The sequence below is a fragment of the Sphingorhabdus sp. genome, assembly GCF_044239665.1.
GTDB lineage: Bacteria > Pseudomonadota > Alphaproteobacteria > Sphingomonadales > Sphingomonadaceae > Sphingorhabdus_B.
Genome location: NZ_JBIIBA010000003.1, coordinates 1 through 24,637, shown reverse-complemented (window position 1 = coordinate 24,637; position 24,637 = coordinate 1). Strand labels below are relative to the sequence as shown.

The window sequence follows — 24,637 nt, the reverse complement described above, 5'->3', positions numbered from 1 at the left end:
ATGCGTGCGCTGAACGAATCTCTGATAAGAGGAAACAGAAGATGAGCAAGATATTGGTTATTGGTGCAGGCGGCGTTGGGTCGGTTGCGGTCCATAAGATGGCCATGAACGCGGATATCTTTAGCCATATCAGCCTCGCAAGTCGTACCAAATCGAAATGCGATGCGATTGCCGCTTCGGTCAAGGAGCGCACGGGCGTCGATATCGACACTTTTGGTCTGGATGCGGATGATGTTCCTGCAACCACAGCATTGCTGAACCAGATCAAGCCAAGTCTCGTTGTAAACCTTGCTTTGCCTTATCAAGACCTCAACATCATGGATGCATGTCTCGCCGCTGGCGTGCATTATATGGATACTGCGAACTATGAGCCGTTGGATGTCGCGAAGTTCGAATATCATTGGCAGTGGGCCTATCAGGATCGCTACAAGAATGCCGGCCTCACGGCTTTGTTGGGTTCGGGTTTTGACCCCGGCGTCACCAGCGTGTTCACGACCTATTTGAAAAAGCATTATTTCGACCGCATCGATACGCTCGACATATTGGATTGCAATGGCGGCGACCATGGTCAGGCCTTTGCCACCAATTTCAACCCCGAAATCAACATCCGCGAAGTCACCGCCGTCGCGCGTCATTGGGAAAATGGTGACTGGGTAGAAACGCCGCCAATGTCGGTAAAGCAAAGTTTCGACTTTGAAGCCGTTGGCCCCAAGAATATGTACATGATGTATCATGAGGAAATCGAAAGCCTCAAAACCCATCTGCCCGAAATCAAGCGCATCCGTTTCTGGATGACCTTTGGCGATGCTTATATCACACATCTCAACGTGCTTCAGGCGGTCGGCATGACGCGAATTGACCCAGTGTTGTATGAAGGCAAGGAAATCGTTCCGCTTCAGTTCCTAAAGGCCGTTTTGCCTGAACCTGCATCGCTTGGTCCAACGACCAAGGGCAAGACCAATATTGGTTGCATCGCCACAGGTCTTGGCAAGGACGGCAAGGACAAGACGCTCTACATCTACAATATCTGCGATCATGAGGATGCTTACGCCGAAACCGGCAATCAAGCCGTCAGTTACACAACAGGCGTTCCGGCGATGATTGGCGCGGCGATGCTGGTTACGGGCAAATGGTCGGGCGCTGGCGTGTGGAACATGGAGCAGTTCGATCCTGACCCGTTCATGGACATGCTCAATGCGCATGGTTTGCCTTGGCAGGTGAAGGAACTGGACGGGCCTTTGGGCTTTTAACTCCGGACGGAACGTTAAAATTTGAACGTCACCCTGAACTTGTTTCAGGGTCCATTTTTCTCTCAATCCTTCGGTCCGCGTGGCACGATGGATGCTGGAACGTCAGTCACCAAAGGTGAAAAAAGTTCAGCATGACGTCGGTGGTTTGACACAGGGGGCATAAAAACATGGAGACCAAGGCAGGCGACCCAGGGGCATTTGCCCATTTTGACCTTCACCGCGTGCCCTCGCCCGCCTTTGTTGTGGATGAGGCGGCGTTGCGGCGAAACCTTGCCATTTTGGCAGACATCAAAAATCGGTCGGGCGCAAAAATCCTTTGCGCAATGAAGGCATTTTCCATGTGGAAAGTTGCCCCCGTCATCGGCGAATATCTTGATGGCGTATGCAGTTCTGGCCTTTGGGAATCGCGGCTGGCGCGGGACTATTATACAGGCGAAATTGCTACCTATTGCGCTGGCTATAAAGAGGCCGACATGGCCGAGATCGTCGAAATATCTGACCATGTCATTTTTAACAGCCCAGCGCAGCATCTTCGCTTTGCCTCGTTTTTGAATGATAGCGTTGATGTTGGCCTGCGCATCAACCCTGAACATGCAGAAGGCGAAGTTGCGAAATATGATCCCTGCTCGCCCGGGTCACGGCTTGGTTTTCCGATTAGCCAGTTGAAGGCAGAACATCTCAAAGGCGTTTCCGGCCTGCATTTCCATACCCTGTGTGAACAGGATTTCGAACCACTCAAACGCACATGGGAAGCGCTCAAGCCACATATCGCACCTTATTTTGATCAGTTAAGCTGGATCAATTTTGGGGGTGGTCATCATATCACGCGCGCCGATTATCAGCGCGATGAACTTGTCGCGTTCATTCAAGATGTCCGCGCCGAAACCGGCCTCGACGTTTATCTCGAACCCGGTGAAGCGATTGCATTGGATGCTGGAATATTGATTGGCGAGTTGCTCGACGTTTTTGAAAACGAGATTCAGGTCGGCATCAGCGATATCAGCGCCACCTGCCATATGCCTGACGTCATTGAGGCACCCTATCGCCCTGCTATGCTGGGAGAGCGTTCAGAAGGCTCTCCTGTGCGTCTGGGAGGGCCATCCTGCCTTGCCGGGGACATTATAGGCGATTATGTCTTGCCCGTCGCAGCGGAGCCCGGCGCGCGTTTCGCATTTCTGGATCAGGCGCATTATTCCATGGTCAAAACCAACACGTTTAATGGCGTCCCTTTACCATCAATTTGGTTGTGGAATAGCGATACGGACGCGCTTGAATGCGTGCGCTCTTTCGACTGGACCGCGTTCCGCGACCGTCTGAGCTAAGCCGTGAACCGATAGATATCACCATCACGGCCTAAAAATAAAACGAATCGCTTTACAACTACCCAAGCTTTTCATAAGGCGCTCGTCCGCTGCCCCAGGGGGACTTCCAATAACCGCAAGGCAGCCTTGTTGTTTCATGTTATCTTTTGGGGGTCCCTTGAATTGTACGAGAACACTGACGCACTTGCTGTAGTCCGCGCCCTCCGCCCGGACGAACCAATCACGCTCCTTCGCCCACATGCTGCTGCGCGCGCGGCCCGTTTCTTCGTTGAGAAGTTTCAGGGCAAGTCTCTTTATGCCGTCAAAGCGAACCCGTCACCCGCCTTGCTTGAAACCCTTTGGGAGGCTGGCATCACGCATTATGATGTTGCATCCTTGGGTGAAGTGCGGTTGGTCCACAAATTCCTGCCCGACGCGAAGCTTTGCTTCATGCATCCGGTTAAGAGCGAGCGCGCTATCGCGCAGGCCTATCACAACCACAATGTCCGCACATTCAGCCTCGACAGTCATGAAGAGCTGGAGAAGATCGTGCGCGCAACAAATGGCGCGACTGATCTTGAACTGTGTGTCCGGATTCGTGTGTCATCCGAACATGCAAAACTAAGCCTTGCATCGAAATTCGGTGCGGATCCGTTGGAGGTCGCTGACCTGTTGGTAGCAACGCGTCAGGTTGCAGATAGCCTTGGCATTTGTTTCCACGTCGGCAGCCAAGCCATGACACCAGCGGCCTATGCTGAAGCCATGGAACATGTCCGTGCCGCGATTGTCGAGGCGTCGGTCACGGTGGACATCGTCGACGTCGGCGGCGGATTTCCTTCCGTTTATCCGGGCATGGAGCCTCCAGCCTTGGACGGCTATTTCGAAGTTATACATAATTGCTTCGAGGATTTGCCGATTAGCTACTCTGCGGAGCTTTGGTGCGAACCGGGTCGCGCTTTGTGCGCTGAATATGCATCTCTGCTTGTGAAGGTAGAAAAGCGTCGCGGGAACGAGTTGTTCATCAACGACGGCGCTTATGGCTCATTGTTCGATGCCGCGCATATTGGCTGGCGCTTCCCTGTGGCCCTTCAACGGTCGGAAACGTCAATTGGTACACAGATGGCTGAATTCAGCTTCTACGGGCCTACCTGCGACGATATGGACCATATGGCAGGGCCTTTCATCCTTCCGGACGATGTGCAGGCCGGCGATTATATCGAAGTTGGCATGCTCGGCGCTTATGGCTGTGCCATGCGGACCGAGTTTAACGGTTTTGGTGAGACTGAAACGCTGATCGTCGGTGATCAGCCGATGGCGACGCTTTATGGCTGGGCTCCAGCCAATGATGCCGGCGTTCGGGCAACCCGTTCGCACAGTTCAAAAGTCTAGGGTCAGGACCACTTAAACCCACACTGACGGTTTGAGGCCATTTTGACTCCGCGAAGGTAGATTTAAGTGGTCTTGACCCTAGGTTACATTTGACAATTTATCTGAGGTGCATCACCCTCCCCATCTGATAACGGGGAGGGTTTTTACATGAATACACCTATTCTGGCGCCAGCAGCAGCATTGGTGCTGTGGTCGCTCGTGATGCTATTTTGGATGGCAGGGACGCGGCTTCCAGCCATGTCGAAGATCGGCATGGACCTCGGTAAGGCTGCCCCGGGCGGCCGCGGGCAAGATATTGATCCAAATGTGCCACCATCGGTAGCATGGAAATCCCATAATTACGCCCATCTCATGGAACAGCCGACGATTTTCTATGCAACCATCATGATCTTGGCAGTCTCCGGCGCCGCAACGGACCTGTCCGTCATGTTGGCTTGGGGCTATACAGTCTTGCGCGTGATTCACAGCCTATGGCAAGCAACGGTAAATACCGTCAGTATCCGTTTTATGTTCTTTTTACTATCGACTGTCTGCCTCACCATATTGGCGGTACAGGCGTTACTTGCGACAATTTAAAAGGGGAGTGATATGGAAAGTAGTATTTTAGGGCCAGTCGTCGCACTTGCGGCATGGACGATGATTATTTGGGTATGGATGTACGCCACGCGCTTACCCGCAATGGGCCGTGCAGGCATTGACGGCGCCAAGATGGTTGGCTCCTCCGCCGGCGCTTTGCGCGATGCGCTTGTCGCCAAGGGCGAAGAAAGAGCATCATGGGTGGCAGATAATTACAATCACTTACATGAAGCACCTACTATTTTTTATGCGGTGTGCTTAGTGCTGGCGATGGTAGGACAAGGCGATAATTTGAACGCGACTATTGCTTGGGCATATGTCGGCCTGCGCGTTGCACACAGCCTCGTTCAGATATTCTCTAACCGCGTGATCATACGGTTTGCGCTGTTTGCGTTGTCGTCCATCGCGCTCATGATGCTCGTCGCACATGCCGTGATGGCGGTGTTGCTCCATTAACGGCTGAAATGGCCTACTAGCTCGATATGGGTTGACCAGCGGAACTGTCCTACCGGCCAGATCCGCTGCAACCTATATCCGGCAGCAACTAAGGTTTTTGCATCCCGCGCAAAGCTGGCGGGATTACAACTTACATAAGCAATGTTTGGCACATTCGACGCGGCAAGCTGCGCGACTTGCTCCTTTGCGCCTGCGCGTGGCGGATCAAGCACCACGGTCTGGAATTTATTGAGCTCCTCGGCCGTGAGCGGTCGGCGAAAAAGGTCTCGATGTTCGGCAAATATCGCCCGCCCAGCGCGCCCCGCCGCTGATTTAAGGGCAAGGCTCGCCTGCAGGTCGGCTTCGCCTGCATACACCTTACGCCCTGCCGCCATGGATAAGGCAAAAGTGCCTGAACCTGCAAACAAGTCCGCCACGATGTTGTTGTTACCAATAATGGAATTGACCGCATTCACCAACGCCGCCTCACCATCGGCAGTGGCTTGTAAAAAGCCATAAGGCTGATAACCCACCGCAACACCCCCGAGCGTCACGGTAACAGGCTCCGGCTCATAAAAGGGCACAGGACCATAGCCTTCATCCAGCGAAAGACGGGCAAGATTGTGCGTTTTGGCAAATTCGGACAATAGCTCATGCGTATCGAGGTCATTGGCGATCCAATTTTCGATCAATACGTCAACGCCTTGGTCAACCATCGCCATTTTGATCTGCACCTGACGGGCACGGTTAAGCCGTGGCTCAAGCAAATCGCGCATCGGCGCAAGCAAGGCAAACAGCTCCGGCACCATGACGTCACATTGCTTTAAATCTATGATACGGTGACTTTTTTCTGTACTGAAACCCAGCTGAAACTGCTTACCTGCCCACGCCGAACGTACCGCGATGCGGCGGCGCGTCTTAGGCGGCGACAGATGGACAGGCATGACTTCGCCGATGCTTACCTGTTGCGTGGCAAGGGCGTGGGTCACGCGCTCGGCAATAAACAGGCGCAGGCTGTCTTCATCCAGATGCTGCAACTGACACCCGCCGCATAAAGGGAAATGCTGACAGGGCGGCGCAACATGATGTGGGCCGTGTATTAAACCGCCTGACGGATCAACGATGTCGCCAGGAGCGGCAAGCGCCACATAACGGCCATTTGCGGTTACGCCATCACCACGCGCGGCGACCCTGATAATCTCTTCTGTCATTTCCATACCGCCCCATGCCCGTGATGGGGTAAGCAATCAACTGGCGATTAAATATCTGCAAAGACATGCGTCTCGGCGGCTCCGCCGGGATGGGTCACCGCACCCTTATAGGCTGGACCAACATTTTGGGCGTAACGCCAGATCGCGCCAGATTGATAATCCGTCTGACGCGGTTTCCAGTTTTTGCGACGTTCTTCAAGGACTTCCGATGCAACATTCAGATCAATTACACCCGTCTCGGCGTCGATCATGATCTCGTCACCATCCTCGATCAAAGCAATTGGCCCGCCCAAAGCAGCCTCCGGTCCAACATGGCCAATACAAAAGCCGCGCGTTGCGCCAGAAAAGCGGCCGTCGGTAATGAGCGCAACCTTTTCCCCCATTCCCTGCCCGTAAAGGGCAGCCGTTGTCGACAGCATTTCGCGCATTCCCGGGCCGCCCCGTGGCCCTTCATAACGAATGACAATGACGGAACCTTCGCGAATTTCCCTTGCCTCAACCGCGGCAAAGCAATCCTCTTCACAATCGAAAACCTGCGCAGGGCCAGTGAAGGTCAACCGGTCCATGCCCGCAACTTTCACGATTGCGCCCTCTGGAGCCAGCGTGCCGCGAAGTCCAACAACGCCGCCAGTGGGGGTTATAGGCGCCGTTGCTGGGTAAATGACCTTTTGATCCGGGTTCCAAGTGATTTTGTCGATATTCTCACCAAGTGTTTTGCCCGAAACTGTAATGCAGTCGCCAAACAATAGCCCCTCAGCCAGCAACGACTTCATCAGCATATAGACCCCACCAGCATCATACATGTCGCGTGCGACAAACTGACCGCCGGGTTGGAGATCGGCCATATAAGGCGTTGTTTTGAAGGCGTCGGCCACATCGAAAAGATCAAAATCGATCCCTGCCTCATGCGCCATTGCCGGTAAATGCAACGCGGCGTTGGTCGAACCACCCGTCGCAGCAACAATTCGTGCTGCGTTCACGAAGGCTTCGCGCGTACATATGTCACGCGGCCTGATATTGCGTGCGAGCAAGTCCATCACTTGAACGCCCGCCGCATGCGCAATTTGGTCACGCGTCGAATAAGGCGCTGGGGCCATGTTGCTGTTGGGCAACGAAAGACCGATCGCTTCGCCAACACAGGCCATGGTGTTTGCGGTATATTGTCCGCCACAAGCACCGTGGCCGGGACAGGCAACACGTTCAAGCTCTTCCAATTCCGATAAAGGACAAGCTCCGGCTGCGTATTTGCCGACGATTTCGAAAACGTCCTTCACCGTGACGTCTTTGTTGTTGTGCCGGCCAGGAAGGATGGAGCCACCATATACGAAGATTGATGGCACGTTTAAACGCAACATCGCCATCATGATGCCGGGCAGCGACTTGTCGCATCCCGCAAAGCCCACAAGCGCGTCATAGCAATGGCCACGCACCGAAAGTTCAACCGAATCCGCAATCACTTCACGGCTCACCAGTGAGGCTTTCATCCCCTGATGCCCCATGGCAATGCCGTCCGTCACGGTGATGGTATTGAAACGGCGCGGCATGCCGCCGCCCTGCTCCACGCCAACGCGCGCTATATCGGCCTGCGCGTCCAACGTCGTGTTGCACGGAGCGCTGTCATTTCCAGCCGAGACCACACCAACAAAAGGCCGCGCAATTTCTTCGGCAGTCAGGCCCATTGCGTAATAATAGCTGCGATGCGGCGCGCGTTCGGGCCCTACAGACACATGGCGGCTTGGCAATTTGGACTTGTCGAATTGGTTTGGCATTTTGAACTCCGTTTCAAGGCAGCGCTTTAAGCTTTTTTATGGCAACAAGCCAAGATGTTCCGACACAAAATGGCACATATTCGACAATATTCGAGCGTATCTTGCTTGGCCGGATGAATTACCGGCCAAATCCTGCCGTATCTCGATACCGATATAAGGAATATGATCGGCCTCTGCATGACGGTTCATCGTCGCGTTCAGTATTTTGCCCGAATATGGTAACTGATCGCCGACGAGATACCCTGCCTCCTCCAAAAACGGGATTGCTAATTTGGAGGCAGTTTCTTGGTCATTGTACAGCACGCCAACGTCCCATGGCCGCGCCTCGTCTGGCTTAGTCTCAAGGGCCGGTGTGAAGCTGTGGAGCGACAAGATTAGCGATGGGCGGTGCTGCCTAAGCAAATGTTGCAAATGATCATGATAGGGCCTGTGGAAACGCTGCAGCCTTGTTTCTCTCTCCGTCAGGCTAAGATCGTTGCCGGGGATGATTAAACCGTCGCTTTGGCTAGGAATAGCTGCTGGATCATGCGCGTCACGGTTTAAGTCCACCACAAGGCGTGAATATCCACCCAGATACGCCGCAAATGCTGTATCTTGCGTGATTAAGCGCGCAACCTCAGCAACGCCAATGTCCCAAGCAATATGCGCGCCCAGAAACGCTGAATCGATGCCAAGATTAACATCGTCTGGTATCCGGTTCGATGCATGATCACCAATGATCAGGAAACCACCCTCACGCGGCGTTCCTAATATTTCAAACGGAGCATCGTTCATCGCAGCATACTGGCCATTGACCACCAATTCTGGTCAAGCCTTGCGCGCGTGGCCTCTAGGGCTGCTGCGTCATCAAATAGGGCAAAGCATGTCGCACCAGAACCGGACATGCGCACCAACGCCGGGTTTGAAAGCGAAAGACGGTCGAGAATTTCGGTAATGGCGGGACAAATCGCCGCCGCAATTGGTTCAAGGTCGTTTCGGCCTTCAATTGCAGCATCCCAGATATCGCCACGCCCTACGCCGCTGCCATCAACGCCATTCCATGCCGAAAATATTGCGGAAGTTGAGACGGATTGAAGTGGATTCACCAACAACAAGTGCCGCGCGGTGATATTGCTATCGTCCAAAAATGCGAGCGCCGTTCCGGTGCCGCTGCCAAAGCTTGATTGGCTGAACACACACGCCGGAATGTCCGCCCCTAAGGGCGCAAGAATATCTGCCAATAATTGTTCAGATGCACCCAAGCCCCAGAGCCTGTTCAACAGCCGGGCGGCGGCGGCGGCGTCAGCCGACCCCCCGCCAATGCCCGACGCAATCGGAAGTTGTTTTTCAAGCCGGATTACAGCGCCTTCAGACACCCCAAAATGCGACTGCATGAGCAAAGCCGCCTGAAGTACGAGATTGCTTTCATCTGGCTCTAAACCGCTGCCAAATGGACCGTCAATCTTTAGGCTCAAGGCATTCGCCAAATGGGCACTCAAAACGTCGCCATGCTGCGCAAAGGCGAACAACGTTTCGATGTCATGATATCCATCGCCTCGCCGTTTCCGGACGTGCAAGGCGAGGTTTATCTTTGCAAAGGCTATTTCAGAATGTTCCACGATTGCCCTTAACCCCCGGGGTGGCGACCAAAGCGCCACCGACATTACATATTGGGGTAGTTAGGCCCACCGCCGCCCTCTGGCGTCACCCAATTGATATTTTGGTTAGGATCCTTGATGTCACACGTCTTGCAATGGACGCAGTTTTGCGAATTGATTTGATAGCGGGCATCCTTACCCTCCTCTTCAATCCACTCATATACACCCGCGGGGCAATAGCGCGTTGATGGACCCGCAAATTCCATAAACTCGCTACTTTTTTGAAGGTCCATATCTTTGACCTGCAAATGAATGGGCTGGTCTTCGGCATGGTTGGTGTTGGACAGGAAAACCGAAGACAGACGGTCAAAGCTGAACACCCCATCTGGCTTTGGATATTCAATACGTTGGGCGCTGCTCTTCTTTTTCAGCGCCTTATGGTCCGGATGGTGCTTCATCGTAAATGGCATGCGGATACCAAAATTCTCTAGCCACATATTTACGCCAGCAAGCGCGCTACCCAACAAGTTACCGTATTTTTCCACCAGCGGCAGTACGTTGCGCACCATTCGCAATTCTTTATAAATCCAGCTATTTTCATAAGCCGTCTGGTAGGAAGTAAGCGCGTCATGTTCGCGGCCCGCAGCCAGCGCTTCAACAGCAGCTTCCGCTGCCAGCATACCAGACTTCATCGCCGTGTGCGTACCCTTGATACGCGGCACGTTTACGAAACCGGCCGAACACCCAATCAACGCGCCGCCAGGGAATGCAAGTTCCGGTACCGACTGCCATCCGCCGTCACTAATCGCGCGTGCGCCATAGGAAACACGGCGGCCACCGGCGAGTATCTTTTTTACCTCAGGATGCGTTTTCCAACGCTGAAACTCTTCGAAAGGTGAAAGATAAGGATTTGAATAATTGAGCCAAACAACAAAGCCTAAGGCGACCTGATTATTGGCGTGGTGGTACAAAAATGCGCCGCCATTGGCATCGGTCAAAGGCCAGCCCTGGCTATGGATCACGCGGCCCGCAGAATGCTGCTCTGGCGGAATATCCCATAATTCTTTGATCCCGATGCCGTAAACCTGCGGCTCGCAATCCTTATCCAGCGCAAATTGCGGCTTGAGCAATTTGGTGAGATGGCCGCGCACGCCTTCGGCAAAGAATGTGTATTTTGCATGCAATTCCATGCCACGCATATAATCGTCTTTATGGCTGCCATCGCGTGCAATGCCCATGTCGCCCGTAGCGACCCCTCTGACTGAGCCATCGGCGTTATACAGAATTTCTGCAGCCGAAAAGCCTGGAAAAATTTCTACACCCAGATTTTCAGCCTGCCCCGCCAACCAACGGCACACATTACCAAGCGATCCGGTATATGTGCCCTTATTGTGCATGAAACCGGGCGTTAGGAAATGCGGCATATTGAACTTGCCGGTCTTGGTCATGATCCAGTGCTGATTGTCATTCACTGGCGTATCGGCCAGCGGGCAACCCATGTTGCGCCAATCGGGCAGCAGCTCATCAAGCGCCTTAGGATCAATGACCGCACCCGACAGGATATGCGCGCCAACCTCGGACCCTTTTTCAAGGATGCAGACGCTGGTGTCGGGGGATAATTGTTTTATGCGGATTGCGGCCGAAAGTCCTGCTGGCCCAGCGCCAACAATAACAACATCATAGGGCATCGACTCACGTTCACTCATTGCCTTTATCCTTTACCCGGCATATAATTCCAGCTGTCCCAATATATGAACAGCCGATGGGAATTGCCATGCCAAGCAATTGCCCCTGCCGTCAACTGGTGACTGAAGGGATTTATGGAGGATCGGGGAAAAGTTTCTGCTTTTGCAGTAGTTGAATCATTATCTGGCTGGTGGGAGCTTGCTGGAGTCGACTCCGCTGTGCATGAGAGCTCGGTTGATTTGTTAGCGCAGGATGCTATCGATACGTCCCCGAACATGCCCATCCTTGCCCTTGCGGAAAAAAAGCAGGCAGAGACACCTGCCAAGCCCATAATCACTTGGCCTGATGATATTGCGGCCCTTCGCGAGATGGTGCTCAGTGGCGCCCCCCTGCCCGGTAATGCTTATGGTCCTGCTCGCTTCGCGTCAGTTGGCCCGGTAAGTTGCGATGTGATGATTATTTCGGATCTTCCGGACATAGTGCCTACGCCAGAAACCAATATGTCTTTGAATGCGGATCTTCTGCATCGAATGCTTGGCGCAGTCGGGATCGATACCGTAGATTGTTATTGCACATGGTTGGCGACGAGCATCCCGTCCACAGGCGAGGTTCCTGAAAAGGACTTACCCGACCTTGCAGCGTTTATGCTGCATCAGATCAAGCTGATTAGACCTAAATCGCTGGTTATACTCGGTTCTGCCGCATGCAAGGCTCTGTTGGGCGAAGAACTCATGCATGCACGGTCAGAATTACGTAGCATTTGTCATCATGGCCTTAACATCCCAACGCTGGCAACATTTCATCCACGCACCCTTATTGCGCGACCTGCCATGAAAAAGCAGGCTTGGACGGATTTGCAAATGTTTGCACAAAAGGTGCCTCAATGAACATCAAAGCCTGTAACTTGAAATGGCTGGCTTTTGCCTTTGCCTGCACACCCTTTGCGACAGCTCAAGCGAACACCAGTGGCGGGTTCCGTCATGTTGTTTCCTCCCAGCCAGCTCCCAATGTTCTGAATGCTCAGGAAAAAGCCGCCTTTTCTGCCATCTATGACGCTATCAGGTTGGAAAAATGGGACGAGGCCGCACGCATGATTGATGCCGCGCCCAAAGGTCCCATGTCAGCGATGGCGCTTGCGGAATTATATCTCGCACCAAATAGCCCAAAGGTAGAGGTAGCACAGTTGCAAGCCCTGCTTGAGGCCGCACCTTATTTGCCGCAAGCCGAAAAATTGGCGACTATGGCCCGCAAGCGCGGTTCGGAAATGCTTCCCAATATGCCCGGCATCCGCCGCTTTTCATGGCTGGGTGGCGCACCAAAGAGGGATTTACCCGCAAATAAGGCAAGCGATAGTGTACGTGCCGAATTACAAGTGTTTATTAAAAATGACCAACCCTTTGCCGCCGAACAATTTTTGGAAAGCAAAGCGACGGAATTGTCGCCCGAAGCGCTGACGGAATTACGCTATCGTGTGGCATGGTCATATTATATCGAAAATGACGATGCATCCGCAAAGCGCGTTTCTGCTGCTGCGCAAGTTGCCGGTGGAGAATGGGGTACGCAGGCCAGCTGGGTGCTTGGCCTGGCCTCTTGGCGGCTGGGTGATTATGCCGCTGCTTATCATGCCTTTGATCATGTTGCCCGCTTGGCCAGTAACGATGACTTACGGGCCGCGGGGCTGTTCTGGGGCGCGCGCGCAGCGATGGCCGCAAAGCAACCGCAACATATGCAGCCCAAGATGCAAAAGGCAGCCATGCTGTCGGAAACCTTTTACGGTTTGCTCGCCAGCGAAGCGCTTGGCATGGAACCGGTTGCGCGCAAGGTAGCGAAAACTGTCAGGCTGGATTGGGCGAGTTTGAAAGAGCAGCAAAACGCGATTTTGGCGGTTTCCCTGACAGAAATTGGCCAGAATAAGCTTGCAGATCAGGCACTGCGCCATCAAGCGAGAATTGGAGATGCGCGACAACATGCGAACCTCGCGCAGTTGGCGGGCGCGTTGAACTTAGCTTCAACCCAGTTCTGGTTCGGCCATTATGGTCCATCCCGTGACCAGAGCAACGCTATGGCACGTTACCCCCTGCCCAATTGGGAACCAACCGGCGGTTGGCGCGTAACGCCATCCTTAATCTATGCCCATACGCTGCAAGAATCTAATTTCCGTACTGACGTTATCAGCCCTGCTGGTGCGCGCGGCCTCATGCAGGTTCGTCCCGGAACTGCTCAGGACCTTGCGCGAGCACGCGGTGCGTCCTTCACGGCATCCGAACTAGACCGCCCATCCATCAATTTGGAATATGGACAATCCTATTTGGAAAAGCTGCGTGACTTGCCTGCAACGGGGGGGCTGCTGCCAAAGGTAATTGCTGCTTATAATGCAGGTCCGTCGCCCGTCGCACGCTGGAACAGCGAGATACGCGACAATGGCGATCCTTTATTGTTCATTGAATCTATCCCATTTTGGGAAACGCGCGGCTATGTGGCGATCATCTTAAGAAATTACTGGATTTACGAGATGCGCGAAAACAGGGCCTCAGGAAGCCTGAAGGGCCTAGCCCAATATATGTGGCCCAAATTTCCCGATGCCAGTGGCACCGTCACTGCCCGCAGGATGACAGGAGGCGTCATTGCCGCTCGATGAAAACAGGACGTTTAAGCCAGTCCATATCGCGCTGCTGACGGTGTCCGACACGCGTGGCATCGAAAACGATACCAGCGGCGATATTTTGGCAGAACGGATCGTCGCTGCGGGACACAAAATGGCTGATCGTGCCATATTGCGCGACGACACTGCGTTAATCACTACGCATTTGCGTAAATGGATCGATGACGACAAAATTGACGTTGTGATATCAACTGGCGGCACTGGGCTCACCGGACGCGATGTTACCCCTGAGGCACTTGATCACGTAAAGACCAAGGATATTCCTGGTTTCGGCGAACTGTTCCGCTGGCTGAGTTTTGCAAGCATCGGCACATCCACCATACAATCGCGCGCCTGCGCCGTGCTGGCGGGCGGGACGTATATTTTTGCCCTTCCCGGGTCAAATGGCGCAGTTAAAGACGGTTGGGATCAGATACTTGTGCATCAACTCGACAGCCGCCACCGCCCATGCAATTTCGTGGAACTGATGCCGCGCTTGCGCGAAACGTGATTTAGACGGCGCAAGCGCCGCCTATTTCACAGCAAGATCATAGCGACCTTGCCTCATTCCTCGAGCACAAAATCCTTAAACTGCGCACGAAGCGCCACTTTCTGGATTTTGCCCGTGCCTGTGTGCGGCAGTTCGTCCACAAACAATACACGGTCAGGCATCCACCATTTGACGATGCGGTCCGCAAGATAGGCCTTCACTGTCGCCTCATCCACGTCAGCCCCAGGTTTTTTCACAGCAATCAGGACAGGCCGTTCATCCCATTTAGGGTGCGGAATACCAATTGCGCCAGCTTCAGCAATGCCGGGGCAACCAACCGCAATATTCTCTAGTTCAACCGAACTGATCCACTCGCCGCCCGATTTGATCACATCTTTTACACGGTCGGTAATCTGCATCGTGCCGTCTGGATGCAGCACGGAGACATCTCCGGTGTCAAACCACTGATCCGCGTCCACCGCGTCCGCCTCTGCTTTGAAATATCGCTTAATGACCCATGGCCCCCGAATCTGAAGCGCACCGGACGTCACACCATCGCGGGGAGCGACGTTGCCGTCCTTATCGATCACACGCAACTCCACGCCAAAGGGTGTTCGGCCTTGCTTACACACAATGTCGATTTGCTGCTCCAGCGTTAAATCGTCCCAATCGGGGGTTGGCGCCCCCATCGTACCAATGGGCGATGTTTCGGTCATACCCCATGCATGGGAAACGCGCACACCCGACGTCATCAGGCGCTCAATCATCGCACGCGGTGCAGCCGATCCACCAATTGTAACCAAGCGCAGCTTGCCCAGCGTCGCGTTACGTCCCGCTGCCGCCTCTGCATCCAGATGCGCAAACATGGCGAGCCACACGGTCGGCACCCCAGCGCTATGCGTAATGCCTTCTTGCAGCATTAAGCCATGCAAGGTTGCGGCGTCATTGGTGGTTGAAAACACAAACTTCACGCCCGCAGCAGCGCCCGCAAAAGGTAATCCCCAACTTGCCGCATGGAACATCGGCACGATCGGCAGCAACGCAGACTGCGGGCTAAGATCAAAAATGGCTGGCGCGATTTCAGCCATTGCGTGCAACATAGTCGAGCGGTGTTGATACAAAACACCCTTGGGGTTGCCCGTTGTACCACTGGTGTAACACAACATACACGCGTCGCGCTCGTCGCCGGTGGCCCATTCATAATTGCCATCTTGCGCGGCGATGAACGCACCGTAGCTGTCGTCGCGGTCAAACACGACATAATGCTCAACGGTCTTCAGATGCGGCTTTAACCGATCGATAATGGGCTGGAACATTGCGTCATACATCAACACCTTATCTTCGGCATGGTTCATGATGTAGATCAGGTCTTCATCGAACAGCCGCACATTTACCGTATGAATCACGCCGCCAAAACCAATAGCGCCATACCAAGCCGCCAAATGCCGGTGATGATTCATGGCAAAGGTAGCAATCCTATCTCCCTTTTGCAGGCCTAAGCCTGCAAAAGCTTGCGACAATTTACGCGCCTCGGTTGCAACGCCAGACCAGTTTGTCCGCTCAATCGTTCCGTCGGTCCAACGGGTTACGATTTCACGCGTTCCATGTTCGCGCGCTGCGTAGTCGATCAAACGCGGAACGCGAAGGTCCCAATTCTGCATGGTGCCGTACATCAAATTCTCTCCCTCTTACCCCCGCTGCAGGATACTGCAGACGCAATTTCTGTCCACGATTTTCGCAGTTCAGTGGACCAATGCCAAAACAGGCCCCAATGGGGCAAGCTCTACATTTTCGATACCGTCAATATTACGCAGTTGGTCCAACAAAGATGCGTCGATCTGAAAGCGGCGACCAAGCACGATATGCACCCAGCGCCCGTCAGCAGCGCGGGTTTTGATCACCAACTCGCTTCGCCCGGCACCCAATGGTGCAACAATTTGTGCAAGCTGCACCATGGCTGTTTCATGCGTCACATCCAACTGCATTTTTAGCCGCGACACGCTGGTCAGGCCACTGAGGGCTTTAGCGCTTTTCGCTGTAAAACTTGGCGTTTCATCGCCGGGCCGCATGTCCATTTCGCAATGAAGCAAAAGACACTCGGCGTCTTTTGCCCACTCGGCAAGTTGTACGCCGACCGCCTCATCAAAACATCGCACCGAAAACTGGCCGCTATTGTCGGAAAAATCCGCAATCATAAACCGCTTACCCTTGCGCGATTCGCGCCACCGGACGCCTTCAATCAATGCAGACATGGTAGCCGTGCGGCGGACACCTTCGGGAATGGGTCCGCTGTCGAGCCAAACGGCATAAGGTTTTGCGCCGTGGCTAATGGCCAGCGCCTCATATTGCGAGCAAGGATGTGCCGAGAAATAAAACCCAAACGCGTCCTTTTCTTGGTTCATTTGTTCGCCGGGTGCCCAATGCAGGCTGCTATCGATCCTGAGCGCCGCCATGTCGGACCCGCCCTCACCAAACAGGCCGCCCTGCCCACTATCGCGGGAATCGCGCGCGGATTGCGCTGCCGCCAAAAGTGTTTCTGCTGCGGCATGTACTGCGCCACGATTTGGTTCCAATGCATCAAAAGCCCCTGCAGCAGCAAGATTTTCGAGGCTCCTGCGGTTGATCTGACTGGGATCAACTCGGTTGGCAAAGTCATCAAGGCTTTTGAACAAGCCCCCAGTCGTGCGTTCTGCCACCAATATTTCCATCGCCCGTTCGCCGACATTTTTGATGCCGCCCAACGCATAGCGCACCGCATGCTCCCCATGTGCATTGGTCTCGACGGTAAATTCGGCCTCGCTGCTGTTGATGTCCGGCTGTAAACAGGTGATATCTAGCCTGCGCATATCGTCCATAAAGGTCGCAAGCTTGTCCGTTTGATGCATGTCAAAACACATGGAGGCTGCGTAAAATTCTTCGGGATGATGCGTTTTTAGCCATGCAGTCTGGTAGGCGAGCACAGCATAAGCGGCAGCATGGCTCTTGTTGAAACCATAACCTGCAAATTTGTCTATCAAGTCAAACAGCTCATTGGCGCGGTTGGGCGCGATTGCGTGCGTGGCGCAGCCCGTGACGAAACGTTCGCGCTGGGCATCCATTTCGGCCTGAATCTTCTTACCCATTGCACGGCGAAGCAAATCTGCTTCCCCAAGGCTGTAGCCGGCCAAAATCTGCGCGGCTTGCATAACTTGTTCCTGGTAAACGAATATCCCGTAGGTTTCGTTCAATACAGGTTCCAGCAAGGGGTGCGGATATTCAATGCTCTCCTCGCCATTTTTGCGACGGCCAAACATCGGGATATTGTCCATTGGACCCGGACGGTACAATGACACGAGCGCGATGATATCCCCAAAGTTGGTCGGTTTCACCGCCGCAAGTGTTCGCCGCATGCCTTCGGATTCCAACTGAAACACGCCCACGGTGTCGCCACGTTGCAGCAGTTCATAGACTGCCGGATCATCATGCGGCAACAAGTCGAGATTGACCTCCACGCCGCGCTTGGCGAGCATCTGGCTACCCTTTTGTAGGACAGACAGCGTTTTCAATCCCAAAAAGTCGAACTTAACCAGGCCTGCGCTCTCGACATATTTCATATCGAATTGCGTAACCGGCATGTCCGAACGCGGGTCGCGATACAAAGGCGCCAATTCCGATAATTCGCGGTCGCCAATGACAACACCGGCGGCATGTGTGGAACTGTGCCGTGGCAGGCCCTCCAGCTTCATCGCAAGGTCGAACAGGCGCTTAACCTGCGCATCACGCCGATATTCTTCCCGCAACTCCGCCACGCCAGCCAAAGCGCGTTTCAAATCCCACGGGTCAGCGGGCAGATTGGGCACTTGCTTGCACAGCCGGTCAACTTGGCCATAGCTCATCTGCAGCACCCGGCCAGTGTCGCGCAGAACCGCACGCGCCTTCAGCTTTCCAAACGTGATGATTTGCGCAACTTGGCGCGATCCATATTTTTTCTGCACATACCGAATGACTTCGCCACGGCGCGTTTCACAAAAGTCGATGTCGAAGTCAGGCATCGACACACGGTCGGGATTTAGGAAACGTTCGAACAGCAGGCCGAGCTTGATCGGGTCGAGGTCAGTAATTGTCAGCGCCCAAGCGACCAGCGAACCTGCCCCCGATCCACGGCCCGGCCCTACGGCAATATCCTGTTCCTTCGCCCATTTGATGAAATCGGCAACGATCAGGAAGTAGCCCGGAAAACCCATGGCGCAGATCACATCGGCTTCAAACTTCAACCGGTCAAAATAGATTTGTCGTTCGGCAGGATCCGTAATGCCCGCAATCTCAAGCCGCTTTTCCAGGCCAAGCCGCCCGTCTTCGCGCAATTGCGCGTCTTCGGCGGTTCGGTCACCGGCAAGACTGGGTAAAATCGGACTGCGATAGGGCGCAAGCGCGGCGCAGCGTTGCGCAATGACTAGGGTATTGGCCAACGCTTCGGGGACATCGGCGAACAGCTCGCGCATTTGCTTGCCGGTCTTAATCCACGTGTCGCGGCTGCTTTTCCGGCGGTCCGCGCTTTCGATATAGGCGCCGTCCGAGATGCACAGCATGGCGTCATGCGCATCGAAGAAATCGGGTTCGGCAAAAAAGGCGGGATTGGTAGCGACCAAGGGAATATCGCGGGCGTAAGCAAGGTCAATCAGCGCGTCTTCTGCTGCGTCTTCAACCGCGTCGTTGCGCCTGCTGAGTTCGATATACAAACGGTCGGAAAACAGCGCCTGAAGACGCGTCAGGTAGCTGGATGCGGCGTCATGCTGCCCTTCACTTAACAATCGGGCCAAAGCGCCCTCTGCACCACCTGTAAGGGCGATCAGGCCGTCCTTATGTCCTGCAAGCTGTTCCAGCGTGACATGTGCATCAAAATCCTCTGGACGGTCCAGATGCGCCATGGAAACCAATCGGCATAGATTGTTATAACCGCTTTCATCTTGGGCAAATAATGGCAACCAGTCGCGGATGAACTTTCCATCGGATGTCGGCCGCCTGATCCCAAGCAACGCGCCAATGATTGGTTGTACACCATAAGATTTCGCGCCGTCCTGAAACGGCATAACGCCGTACAGCCCGTTACGGTCACAAATAGAGATAGCAGGAAAACCAAGCTTTTTCGCAGTTTCGCCAATGGCCTTGGGCTCAATCGCGCCTTCCAATATGGTATATGCGGAATACACGCGCAGAGGAACGAAGGGTACATAAGCCATGCCCCATCGTTAGAACAGGCGCTTGATTCGACAAAGCCTGTTTTGGGCTAAGCTGTGGACAATCAGGCCGCCTCGGCGAGCAATTTCTCAATGTCCTTTGCCAGCGCCTCTGGCTTTACCTGAGGGCCATGGCGGGCAACGACATTCCCCTTGCGGTCGACAAGAAATTTGGTGAAATTCCATTTGATCCCGCGTGAACCCAACAGGCCGGCTTGCTGTTGCTTTAGATAATGCCACAACGGGTCTTCGTCCGTTCCGTTGACATCGATTTTCGCCGCCAATGGAAAGGAGACATCATATGTCAGCGAGCAGAAATTCTGAATTTCTTGTGCGTCGCCCGGCTCCTGCGCGCCGAATTGGTTGCATGGGAATGCAAGGATTTCTAGCCCTTGATCTTTATACTGGCGATAGAGCGCCTCCAGGCCCTTATACTGGGGCGTGAAGCCGCATTTGGATGCCGTGTTCACCACCAGCAACACCTTGCCCTGATGCGCGGCCATAGCCTTGGCTCCGCCGCCAGGCATTTTCACGGTAAAATCATATACTGACATAGACTGCCCCCTCGTTTAGCCCAATTTACCGTCATGCAGGCGCACGACGCGGTCCATTTTCGCCGCCAATCGTTCATTATGTGTGGCGACAATGGCTGACGACCCCTCTTCGCGCACCAGCGCCATAAATTCACCGAGCACGATATCCGCCGTATGCTCATCCAAATTGCCCGTCGGTTCATCCGCTAGCACCAGCTTTGGCCGGTTCGCCAATGCCCGCGCCACCGCAACGCGTTGTTGCTCACCACCCGACAGCTTTGACGGGCGATGATGCAGCCGTTCCGACAGGCCCAATTGGGTTAGCAAATAGGTCGCACGATCATGCGCCACATCGGGCGCAGCATCCGAAATCAACTGCGGCAAAATCACATTTTCCAACGCGTCAAAATCCGGCAGAAGATGGTGAAACTGATAAACAAAGCCCAATTTCTGACGGCGAATCTCCGTTTGGCGGTCCACGCTAGCTGCGCTCACCTCTTCGCCATCCAATTTTATAGACCCTGAAAATCCACCTTCCAATAAGCCCACAGCCTGAAGCATGGTCGATTTGCCGGAACCCGATGGGCCAAGCAAAGCGACAAGCTCACCTTTGGCAATGCTCAGGTCAACGCCGCGCAAGACTTCGATGGTGACATCGCCTTGCACAAATTTGCGGCGAACATCGATAAGTTCCAAGATATTATTCATAACGCAGCACCTGAACTGGGTCCGTACTTGCCGCCTTGAGCGCCGGGTACAAGGTTGCAAGGAAGCTGAACAGCAAAGCCAGCCCGCAGATTGCCAACACTTCAAACGGGTCTGTACGCGACGGCAGCTCGGTCAGGAACCGGATCGATGGGTCCCATAAATTCTGGCCGGTAACAAATTGAATGAAGTTCACGACCGACTGCCGGAAATACAGGAATATCGCGCCCAATATCATCCCCAAAACAATTCCGGATGCACCAATCAACAAACCAACCGTCATAAAAATCTTCAGCAATGATTTTCGCGACGCCCCCATGGTCCGCAATATGGCAATGTCGCGGGTTTTGGCGCGCACGAGCATGATGAGTGACGACAAGATGTTAAACACCGCAACAAGCACGATAATCGACAGCACGACAAACATCGCGACGCGCTCGACCGCCAAAGCCTCGAACAAGGACGCATTCATACTTTTCCAGTCGACAATCTGCCCCTTATTTTCAAGCTTGGGCAATAAGGGCATGAGAATCTCATTCACCTTGTCGGGGTTTTCGGTCTTGATCTCGATCATGCCGATTTCATCCCCCATCAGCATCAGGACTTGCGCACGTTCGATGGGCATAACAACGAACGCCTTGTCATAATCATAGACGCCCACTTCAAAAATTGCGGCGACCTCATAAGAAATCTCACGCGGCACGGTGCCAAATGGCGTCGTGCGACCGGCAGGGTTGATGATCGTGACGCTCTGCCCGACCTGAACGCCCAAATTATGGGCGAGCCGCGACCCAATCGCAACCTTATCCTCATTGGCGTTTAATCTGCGCAAATCGCCGGCGACGGTCTTTCCCTTCAACGTGTCGTTTTTCAGGATATCATTCACCGACATGCCGCGCGCCAATATGGCCTCAACCCGGCCATTGAAGGTTGTCAGTAAGGGCTGCTCAATCAACGCCGTTGCTTCGGTAACGCCGTCTGTTTGCTTCACGTCGGTGAGGATTTGACGCCAATCTTGCAAGCGACCGCCATAGCCCTGAATGACGGCATGGCCATTGAGGCCGACGATCTTGTCAAATAATTCGGCACGAAAGCCGTTCATCACGCTCATCACGATGATTAAAGCGGCAACGCCAAGCGCAACCGCGACCAAGCTGATGCTGGCAACTAGGAATATAAAGCCCTCGCCCTTGCCCGGAAGCAAATACCGGCGTGCGACCATGCGTTCATATCGCGACAATATCATGTGCGGGCACTCATCGATTTTTTCGGCATAGACTGTTCTTAGGTTCCGCCATGACGACTGGCAAGTATTGTTGCAGCGACGCAACAGCATTTGAAAAAGCGTCGGCCAGAGTCTGGTTCCATTTGCAAAGCGAAGAGCAAAAGATGATGCAGTCATCGAATTCGTCGAGAGCCCGAAATGGCCGATGGTTCAGGGAAAAAATCAGACCCGCCGGTGGGGACCGGCAGAGGACTGAAACCACGCGCTGAAAAAGCCGCAAAGCGAGGCCGTTCGGAAATTCCGGGCGGCCTTGTTTTTGTCCGGTGGACATTGCAGACGATTTTTTGTCGTGATTTTTAAGCCTTGCATTTTTTCCGGTACATCCCATCTTGTTTTCCGGAGGCCGAAAGGCTCCAAAACGAACATGCTGGCCGCTGCATTTGTGGGGTTGGCGACGAACCAAATTGCTTGAAGGAGAATTTGTGATGACGCGTTTTGATTTTACACCTTATCGCCGGAACACTGTTGGCTTTGACCGTCTTTTTGAGCTGCTCGAAACCACAGGCCGTGCCGCACAGAATGAAAATTACCCCCCGTTTAATATCGAGCGCACGGGTGAGAATGATTATAAGATCACTGTCGCCGTTGCCGGGTTCAAGACCGATGAGATCGACATAGTTGCGCAGCAAAATTTGCTAATTGTAACAGGTAGCAAGCAGTCCGAAAGCAATGATAATCGCGATTTTCTGCATATGGGCATTGCCAACCGCAACTTCGAACGCCGTTTTCAACTGGCCGATCACATCCATGTGATTGACGCAGACATGGCCGACGGTCTTTTGATTATCACCCTATTGCGGGAAGTGCCCGAAGCGTTGAAGCCGCGCAAAATTGCGATTGGCGCAAAAGCGGCGTCCACGGTGATTGAACATGATGCAGCGCCCAAGAAAAAAGGTCCGCAAGCTGCTTAAACATTAAAATATGGGGCGGCAGGATAAGGCCTGACGCCCCTTTTTTTATTATACCAAGCGGCTCTGTTTCAACGCCGCTTTAACAAAGCTGGCGAACAAAGGGTGCGGCGCAAATGGGCGTGATTTCAATTCCGGATGGAATTGTACGCCGATAAACCATGGATGGTCCGGACGTTCGACAATTTCGGGCAATTCGCCATCGGGCGACATGCCGCTGAACACCAACCCGCCTTGTTCCAGCGCATCCTTATAATGGACATTCACTTCGTAACGGTGGCGATGCCGCTCGGATATGTTCTTGCTGCCGTAAATCGATGCAACATGGCTGTTACCATCCAGCACGGCATCATATGCGCCCAAACGCATCGTGCCGCCCATGTCGCCACCGGTTTCCCGCTTTTGGATACCCTCTTGGCTCATCCATTCGGTAATGATGCCCACGATGGGTTCTTCGGTAGGGCCAAATTCCGTACTGGATGCGCCCGACAGTCCTGCGGTGTTTCGTGCGCCCTCAATACATGCCATTTGCATGCCCAGGCAGATGCCAAAAAAGGGCACCTGACGTTCGCGGGCGAATTTGACCGCCGCAATCTTGCCTTCGGAGCCGCGTTCCCCAAATCCGCCAGGGACCAAAATCGCGTTCATAGGCTCAAGCGCTGTGGCGATGTCATCTTCGGATTGTTCGAACAATTCGGCGTCAATCCATTTGATGTTGACCTTCACGCGGTTGGACAGACCGCCATGCGTTAAAGCTTCGTTCAATGATTTATAGGCGTCGGCAAGACCAACATATTTGCCAACCACGCCGATGGTTACTTCGCCTTCGGGGTTCGACTGTCTGTCGATGATATCGTCCCAGCGGCCAAGGTCAGGCTCGCCTTCTGATTCAAGGCCAAATGCCCGCAATACTTCATTATCAAGCCCTTCGACATGATATTGCAGGGGCACAGCATAAATGCTCTTGGCGTCCAAAGCAGGGATTACTGCCTCTTTGCGCACATTACAAAATGCCGCAATTTTGGCGCGTTCTGCGTCGGGCAGTGGATGTTCGCAGCGGCACAGCAACACATCAGGTTGAATACCCAAGGAAGTCAATTCGCGCACGCTATGTTGCGTGGGTTTCGTCTTCAACTCACCGGCTGCGGCAATATAGGGAACCAAAGTCACATGCACCGATAAGGTCCGTTCGCGGCCCAGTTCGTTGCGCAACTGGCGAATGGCCTCAATAAACGGCAGCGATTCGATATCGCCAACGGTGCCGCCGATTTCGCACAGAACGAAATCCAAATCCTGTGTCTCTGCCTTGGCGAATTCTTTAATGGCGTCGGTGACGTGCGGGATGACCTGCACAGTGGCGCCCAGATAATCGCCGCGACGCTCTTTTTGAATGATATTCTGATAAATGCGGCCGGACGTTATATTGTCCGACTGCCGCGCCGAAACGCCAGTGAAGCGTTCATAATGGCCAAGGTCGAGGTCGGTCTCCGCCCCGTCATCGGTCACATAGACTTCGCCATGTTGATATGGCGACATCGTGCCTGGATCGACATTCAAATAAGGGTCGAACTTCCGGATGCGGACGCGATAGCCGCGCGCTTGCAAAAGGGCAGCAAGCGATGCCGCCATAAGACCTTTGCCAAGCGAGGAGACCACGCCACCGGT

General features: G+C 53.9%; 20 protein-coding genes. 9 read left to right on the top strand and 11 right to left on the bottom strand.

Going from position 1 to position 24,637, the window contains the following annotated elements; genetic code table 11:
* The first annotated feature begins 41 nt into the window (after nt 1-41).
* The 5 genes from ACILP3_RS01440 to ACILP3_RS01420 all read left to right on the top strand — a co-directional run bounded on the left by ACILP3_RS01440 (nt 42) and on the right by ACILP3_RS01420 (nt 4,972).
* Nucleotides 42-1,250 (top strand): saccharopine dehydrogenase family protein, encoded by a 1,209-nt coding sequence (locus ACILP3_RS01440; RefSeq protein ID WP_395614897.1) that lies wholly within the window; start codon nt 42-44, stop codon nt 1,248-1,250.
* Nucleotides 1,251-1,417: 167 nt separating this feature from the next.
* Nucleotides 1,418-2,572, top strand: coding sequence for a carboxynorspermidine decarboxylase (locus tag ACILP3_RS01435; protein WP_395614896.1), 1,155 nt, complete (start codon nt 1,418-1,420; stop codon nt 2,570-2,572).
* A gap of 162 nt (nt 2,573-2,734) precedes the next feature.
* A complete protein-coding gene (locus ACILP3_RS01430; protein WP_395614895.1) occupies nt 2,735-3,940 on the top strand; it encodes a type III PLP-dependent enzyme in 1,206 nt (401 codons plus the stop codon).
* Between the two features lie 147 nt (nt 3,941-4,087).
* Entirely contained in the window at nt 4,088-4,516 is a 429-nt protein-coding gene (locus ACILP3_RS01425) for an MAPEG family protein (protein WP_395614894.1), read from the top strand.
* Nucleotides 4,517-4,528: 12 nt separating this feature from the next.
* A complete protein-coding gene (locus ACILP3_RS01420; RefSeq protein ID WP_395614893.1) occupies nt 4,529-4,972 on the top strand; it encodes an MAPEG family protein in 444 nt (147 codons plus the stop codon).
* On the opposite strand, the gene ACILP3_RS01415 is transcribed toward ACILP3_RS01420, so the two are convergent.
* From ACILP3_RS01415 to ACILP3_RS01395, 5 genes are read right to left on the bottom strand one after another with little or no spacing between them, the layout of a single operon-like run.
* A complete protein-coding gene (locus tag ACILP3_RS01415) occupies nt 4,969-6,168 on the bottom strand; it encodes a class I SAM-dependent RNA methyltransferase (RefSeq protein ID WP_395614892.1) in 1,200 nt (399 codons plus the stop codon). The two genes, ACILP3_RS01420 and ACILP3_RS01415, sit on opposite strands and share 4 nt — an antisense overlap.
* Nucleotides 6,169-6,209: 41 nt before the next feature.
* Nucleotides 6,210-7,931 (bottom strand): dihydroxy-acid dehydratase, encoded by a 1,722-nt coding sequence (ilvD, locus tag ACILP3_RS01410; RefSeq protein WP_395614891.1) that lies wholly within the window; start codon nt 7,929-7,931, stop codon nt 6,210-6,212.
* Between the two features lie 36 nt (nt 7,932-7,967).
* Entirely contained in the window at nt 7,968-8,705 is a 738-nt protein-coding gene (locus tag ACILP3_RS01405) for an N-formylglutamate amidohydrolase (protein ID WP_395614890.1), read from the bottom strand.
* The gene (locus ACILP3_RS01400; protein WP_395614889.1) at nt 8,702-9,529 is read right to left on the bottom strand and encodes a 4-(cytidine 5'-diphospho)-2-C-methyl-D-erythritol kinase; all 828 of its coding nucleotides are present in this window, start codon (nt 9,527-9,529) and stop codon (nt 8,702-8,704) included. The genes ACILP3_RS01405 and ACILP3_RS01400 overlap by 4 nt, the downstream gene beginning before the upstream one ends.
* A 44-nt stretch (nt 9,530-9,573) precedes the next feature.
* Nucleotides 9,574-11,214 carry a 4Fe-4S dicluster domain-containing protein gene (locus tag ACILP3_RS01395; RefSeq protein ID WP_395614888.1) on the bottom strand — a complete coding sequence of 547 codons (1,641 nt, stop codon included), beginning with the start codon at nt 11,212-11,214 and terminating at the stop codon, nt 9,574-9,576.
* A gap of 114 nt (nt 11,215-11,328) precedes the next feature.
* Here ACILP3_RS01395 and ACILP3_RS01390 point away from each other — a divergent pair, with 114 nt between their 5' ends.
* From ACILP3_RS01390 to moaB, 3 genes are read left to right on the top strand one after another with little or no spacing between them, the layout of a single operon-like run.
* A complete protein-coding gene (locus tag ACILP3_RS01390) occupies nt 11,329-12,081 on the top strand; it encodes a uracil-DNA glycosylase family protein (protein WP_395614887.1) in 753 nt (250 codons plus the stop codon).
* Nucleotides 12,078-13,832: a lytic transglycosylase domain-containing protein gene (locus ACILP3_RS01385; protein ID WP_395614886.1), complete on the top strand. Its 1,755-nt coding sequence runs from the start codon at nt 12,078-12,080 to the stop codon at nt 13,830-13,832. Before ACILP3_RS01390 ends, ACILP3_RS01385 begins: the two co-directional genes overlap by 4 nt.
* Nucleotides 13,819-14,346, top strand: a complete 528-nt coding sequence (moaB, locus tag ACILP3_RS01380) for a molybdenum cofactor biosynthesis protein B (RefSeq protein ID WP_395614885.1) — start codon at nt 13,819-13,821, stop codon at nt 14,344-14,346. The genes ACILP3_RS01385 and moaB overlap by 14 nt, the downstream gene beginning before the upstream one ends.
* A gap of 53 nt (nt 14,347-14,399) precedes the next feature.
* Here the strand turns inward: moaB and ACILP3_RS01375 are convergent, their stop codons facing one another.
* From ACILP3_RS01375 to ACILP3_RS01355, 5 genes are all read right to left on the bottom strand, one after another.
* On the bottom strand, nt 14,400-15,998 hold the full coding sequence (locus ACILP3_RS01375; RefSeq protein ID WP_395614884.1) for a long-chain fatty acid--CoA ligase: 1,599 nt from the start codon (nt 15,996-15,998) through the stop codon (nt 14,400-14,402).
* A gap of 69 nt (nt 15,999-16,067) precedes the next feature.
* Nucleotides 16,068-19,544 (bottom strand): DNA polymerase III subunit alpha, encoded by a 3,477-nt coding sequence (gene dnaE, locus ACILP3_RS01370; RefSeq protein ID WP_395614883.1) that lies wholly within the window; start codon nt 19,542-19,544, stop codon nt 16,068-16,070.
* 62 nt (nt 19,545-19,606) lie between these two features.
* Nucleotides 19,607-20,095: a glutathione peroxidase gene (locus ACILP3_RS01365; RefSeq protein ID WP_395614882.1), complete on the bottom strand. Its 489-nt coding sequence runs from the start codon at nt 20,093-20,095 to the stop codon at nt 19,607-19,609.
* Nucleotides 20,096-20,110: 15 nt separating this feature from the next.
* The gene (locus ACILP3_RS01360; RefSeq protein WP_395614881.1) at nt 20,111-20,782 is read right to left on the bottom strand and encodes an ABC transporter ATP-binding protein; all 672 of its coding nucleotides are present in this window, start codon (nt 20,780-20,782) and stop codon (nt 20,111-20,113) included.
* Nucleotides 20,775-22,025: a lipoprotein-releasing ABC transporter permease subunit gene (locus ACILP3_RS01355; protein WP_395614880.1), complete on the bottom strand. Its 1,251-nt coding sequence runs from the start codon at nt 22,023-22,025 to the stop codon at nt 20,775-20,777. Before ACILP3_RS01355 ends, ACILP3_RS01360 begins: the two co-directional genes overlap by 8 nt.
* Before the next feature lie 464 nt (nt 22,026-22,489).
* Between ACILP3_RS01355 and ACILP3_RS01350 the strand changes: the two genes are divergently transcribed.
* Entirely contained in the window at nt 22,490-22,975 is a 486-nt protein-coding gene (locus tag ACILP3_RS01350) for an Hsp20 family protein (RefSeq protein WP_395614879.1), read from the top strand.
* Nucleotides 22,976-23,023: 48 nt separating this feature from the next.
* Here the strand turns inward: ACILP3_RS01350 and ACILP3_RS01345 are convergent.
* Nucleotides 23,024-24,637 (bottom strand): CTP synthase (locus tag ACILP3_RS01345; protein ID WP_395614878.1); only part of this gene is annotated, 1,614 nt, incomplete at its 5' end.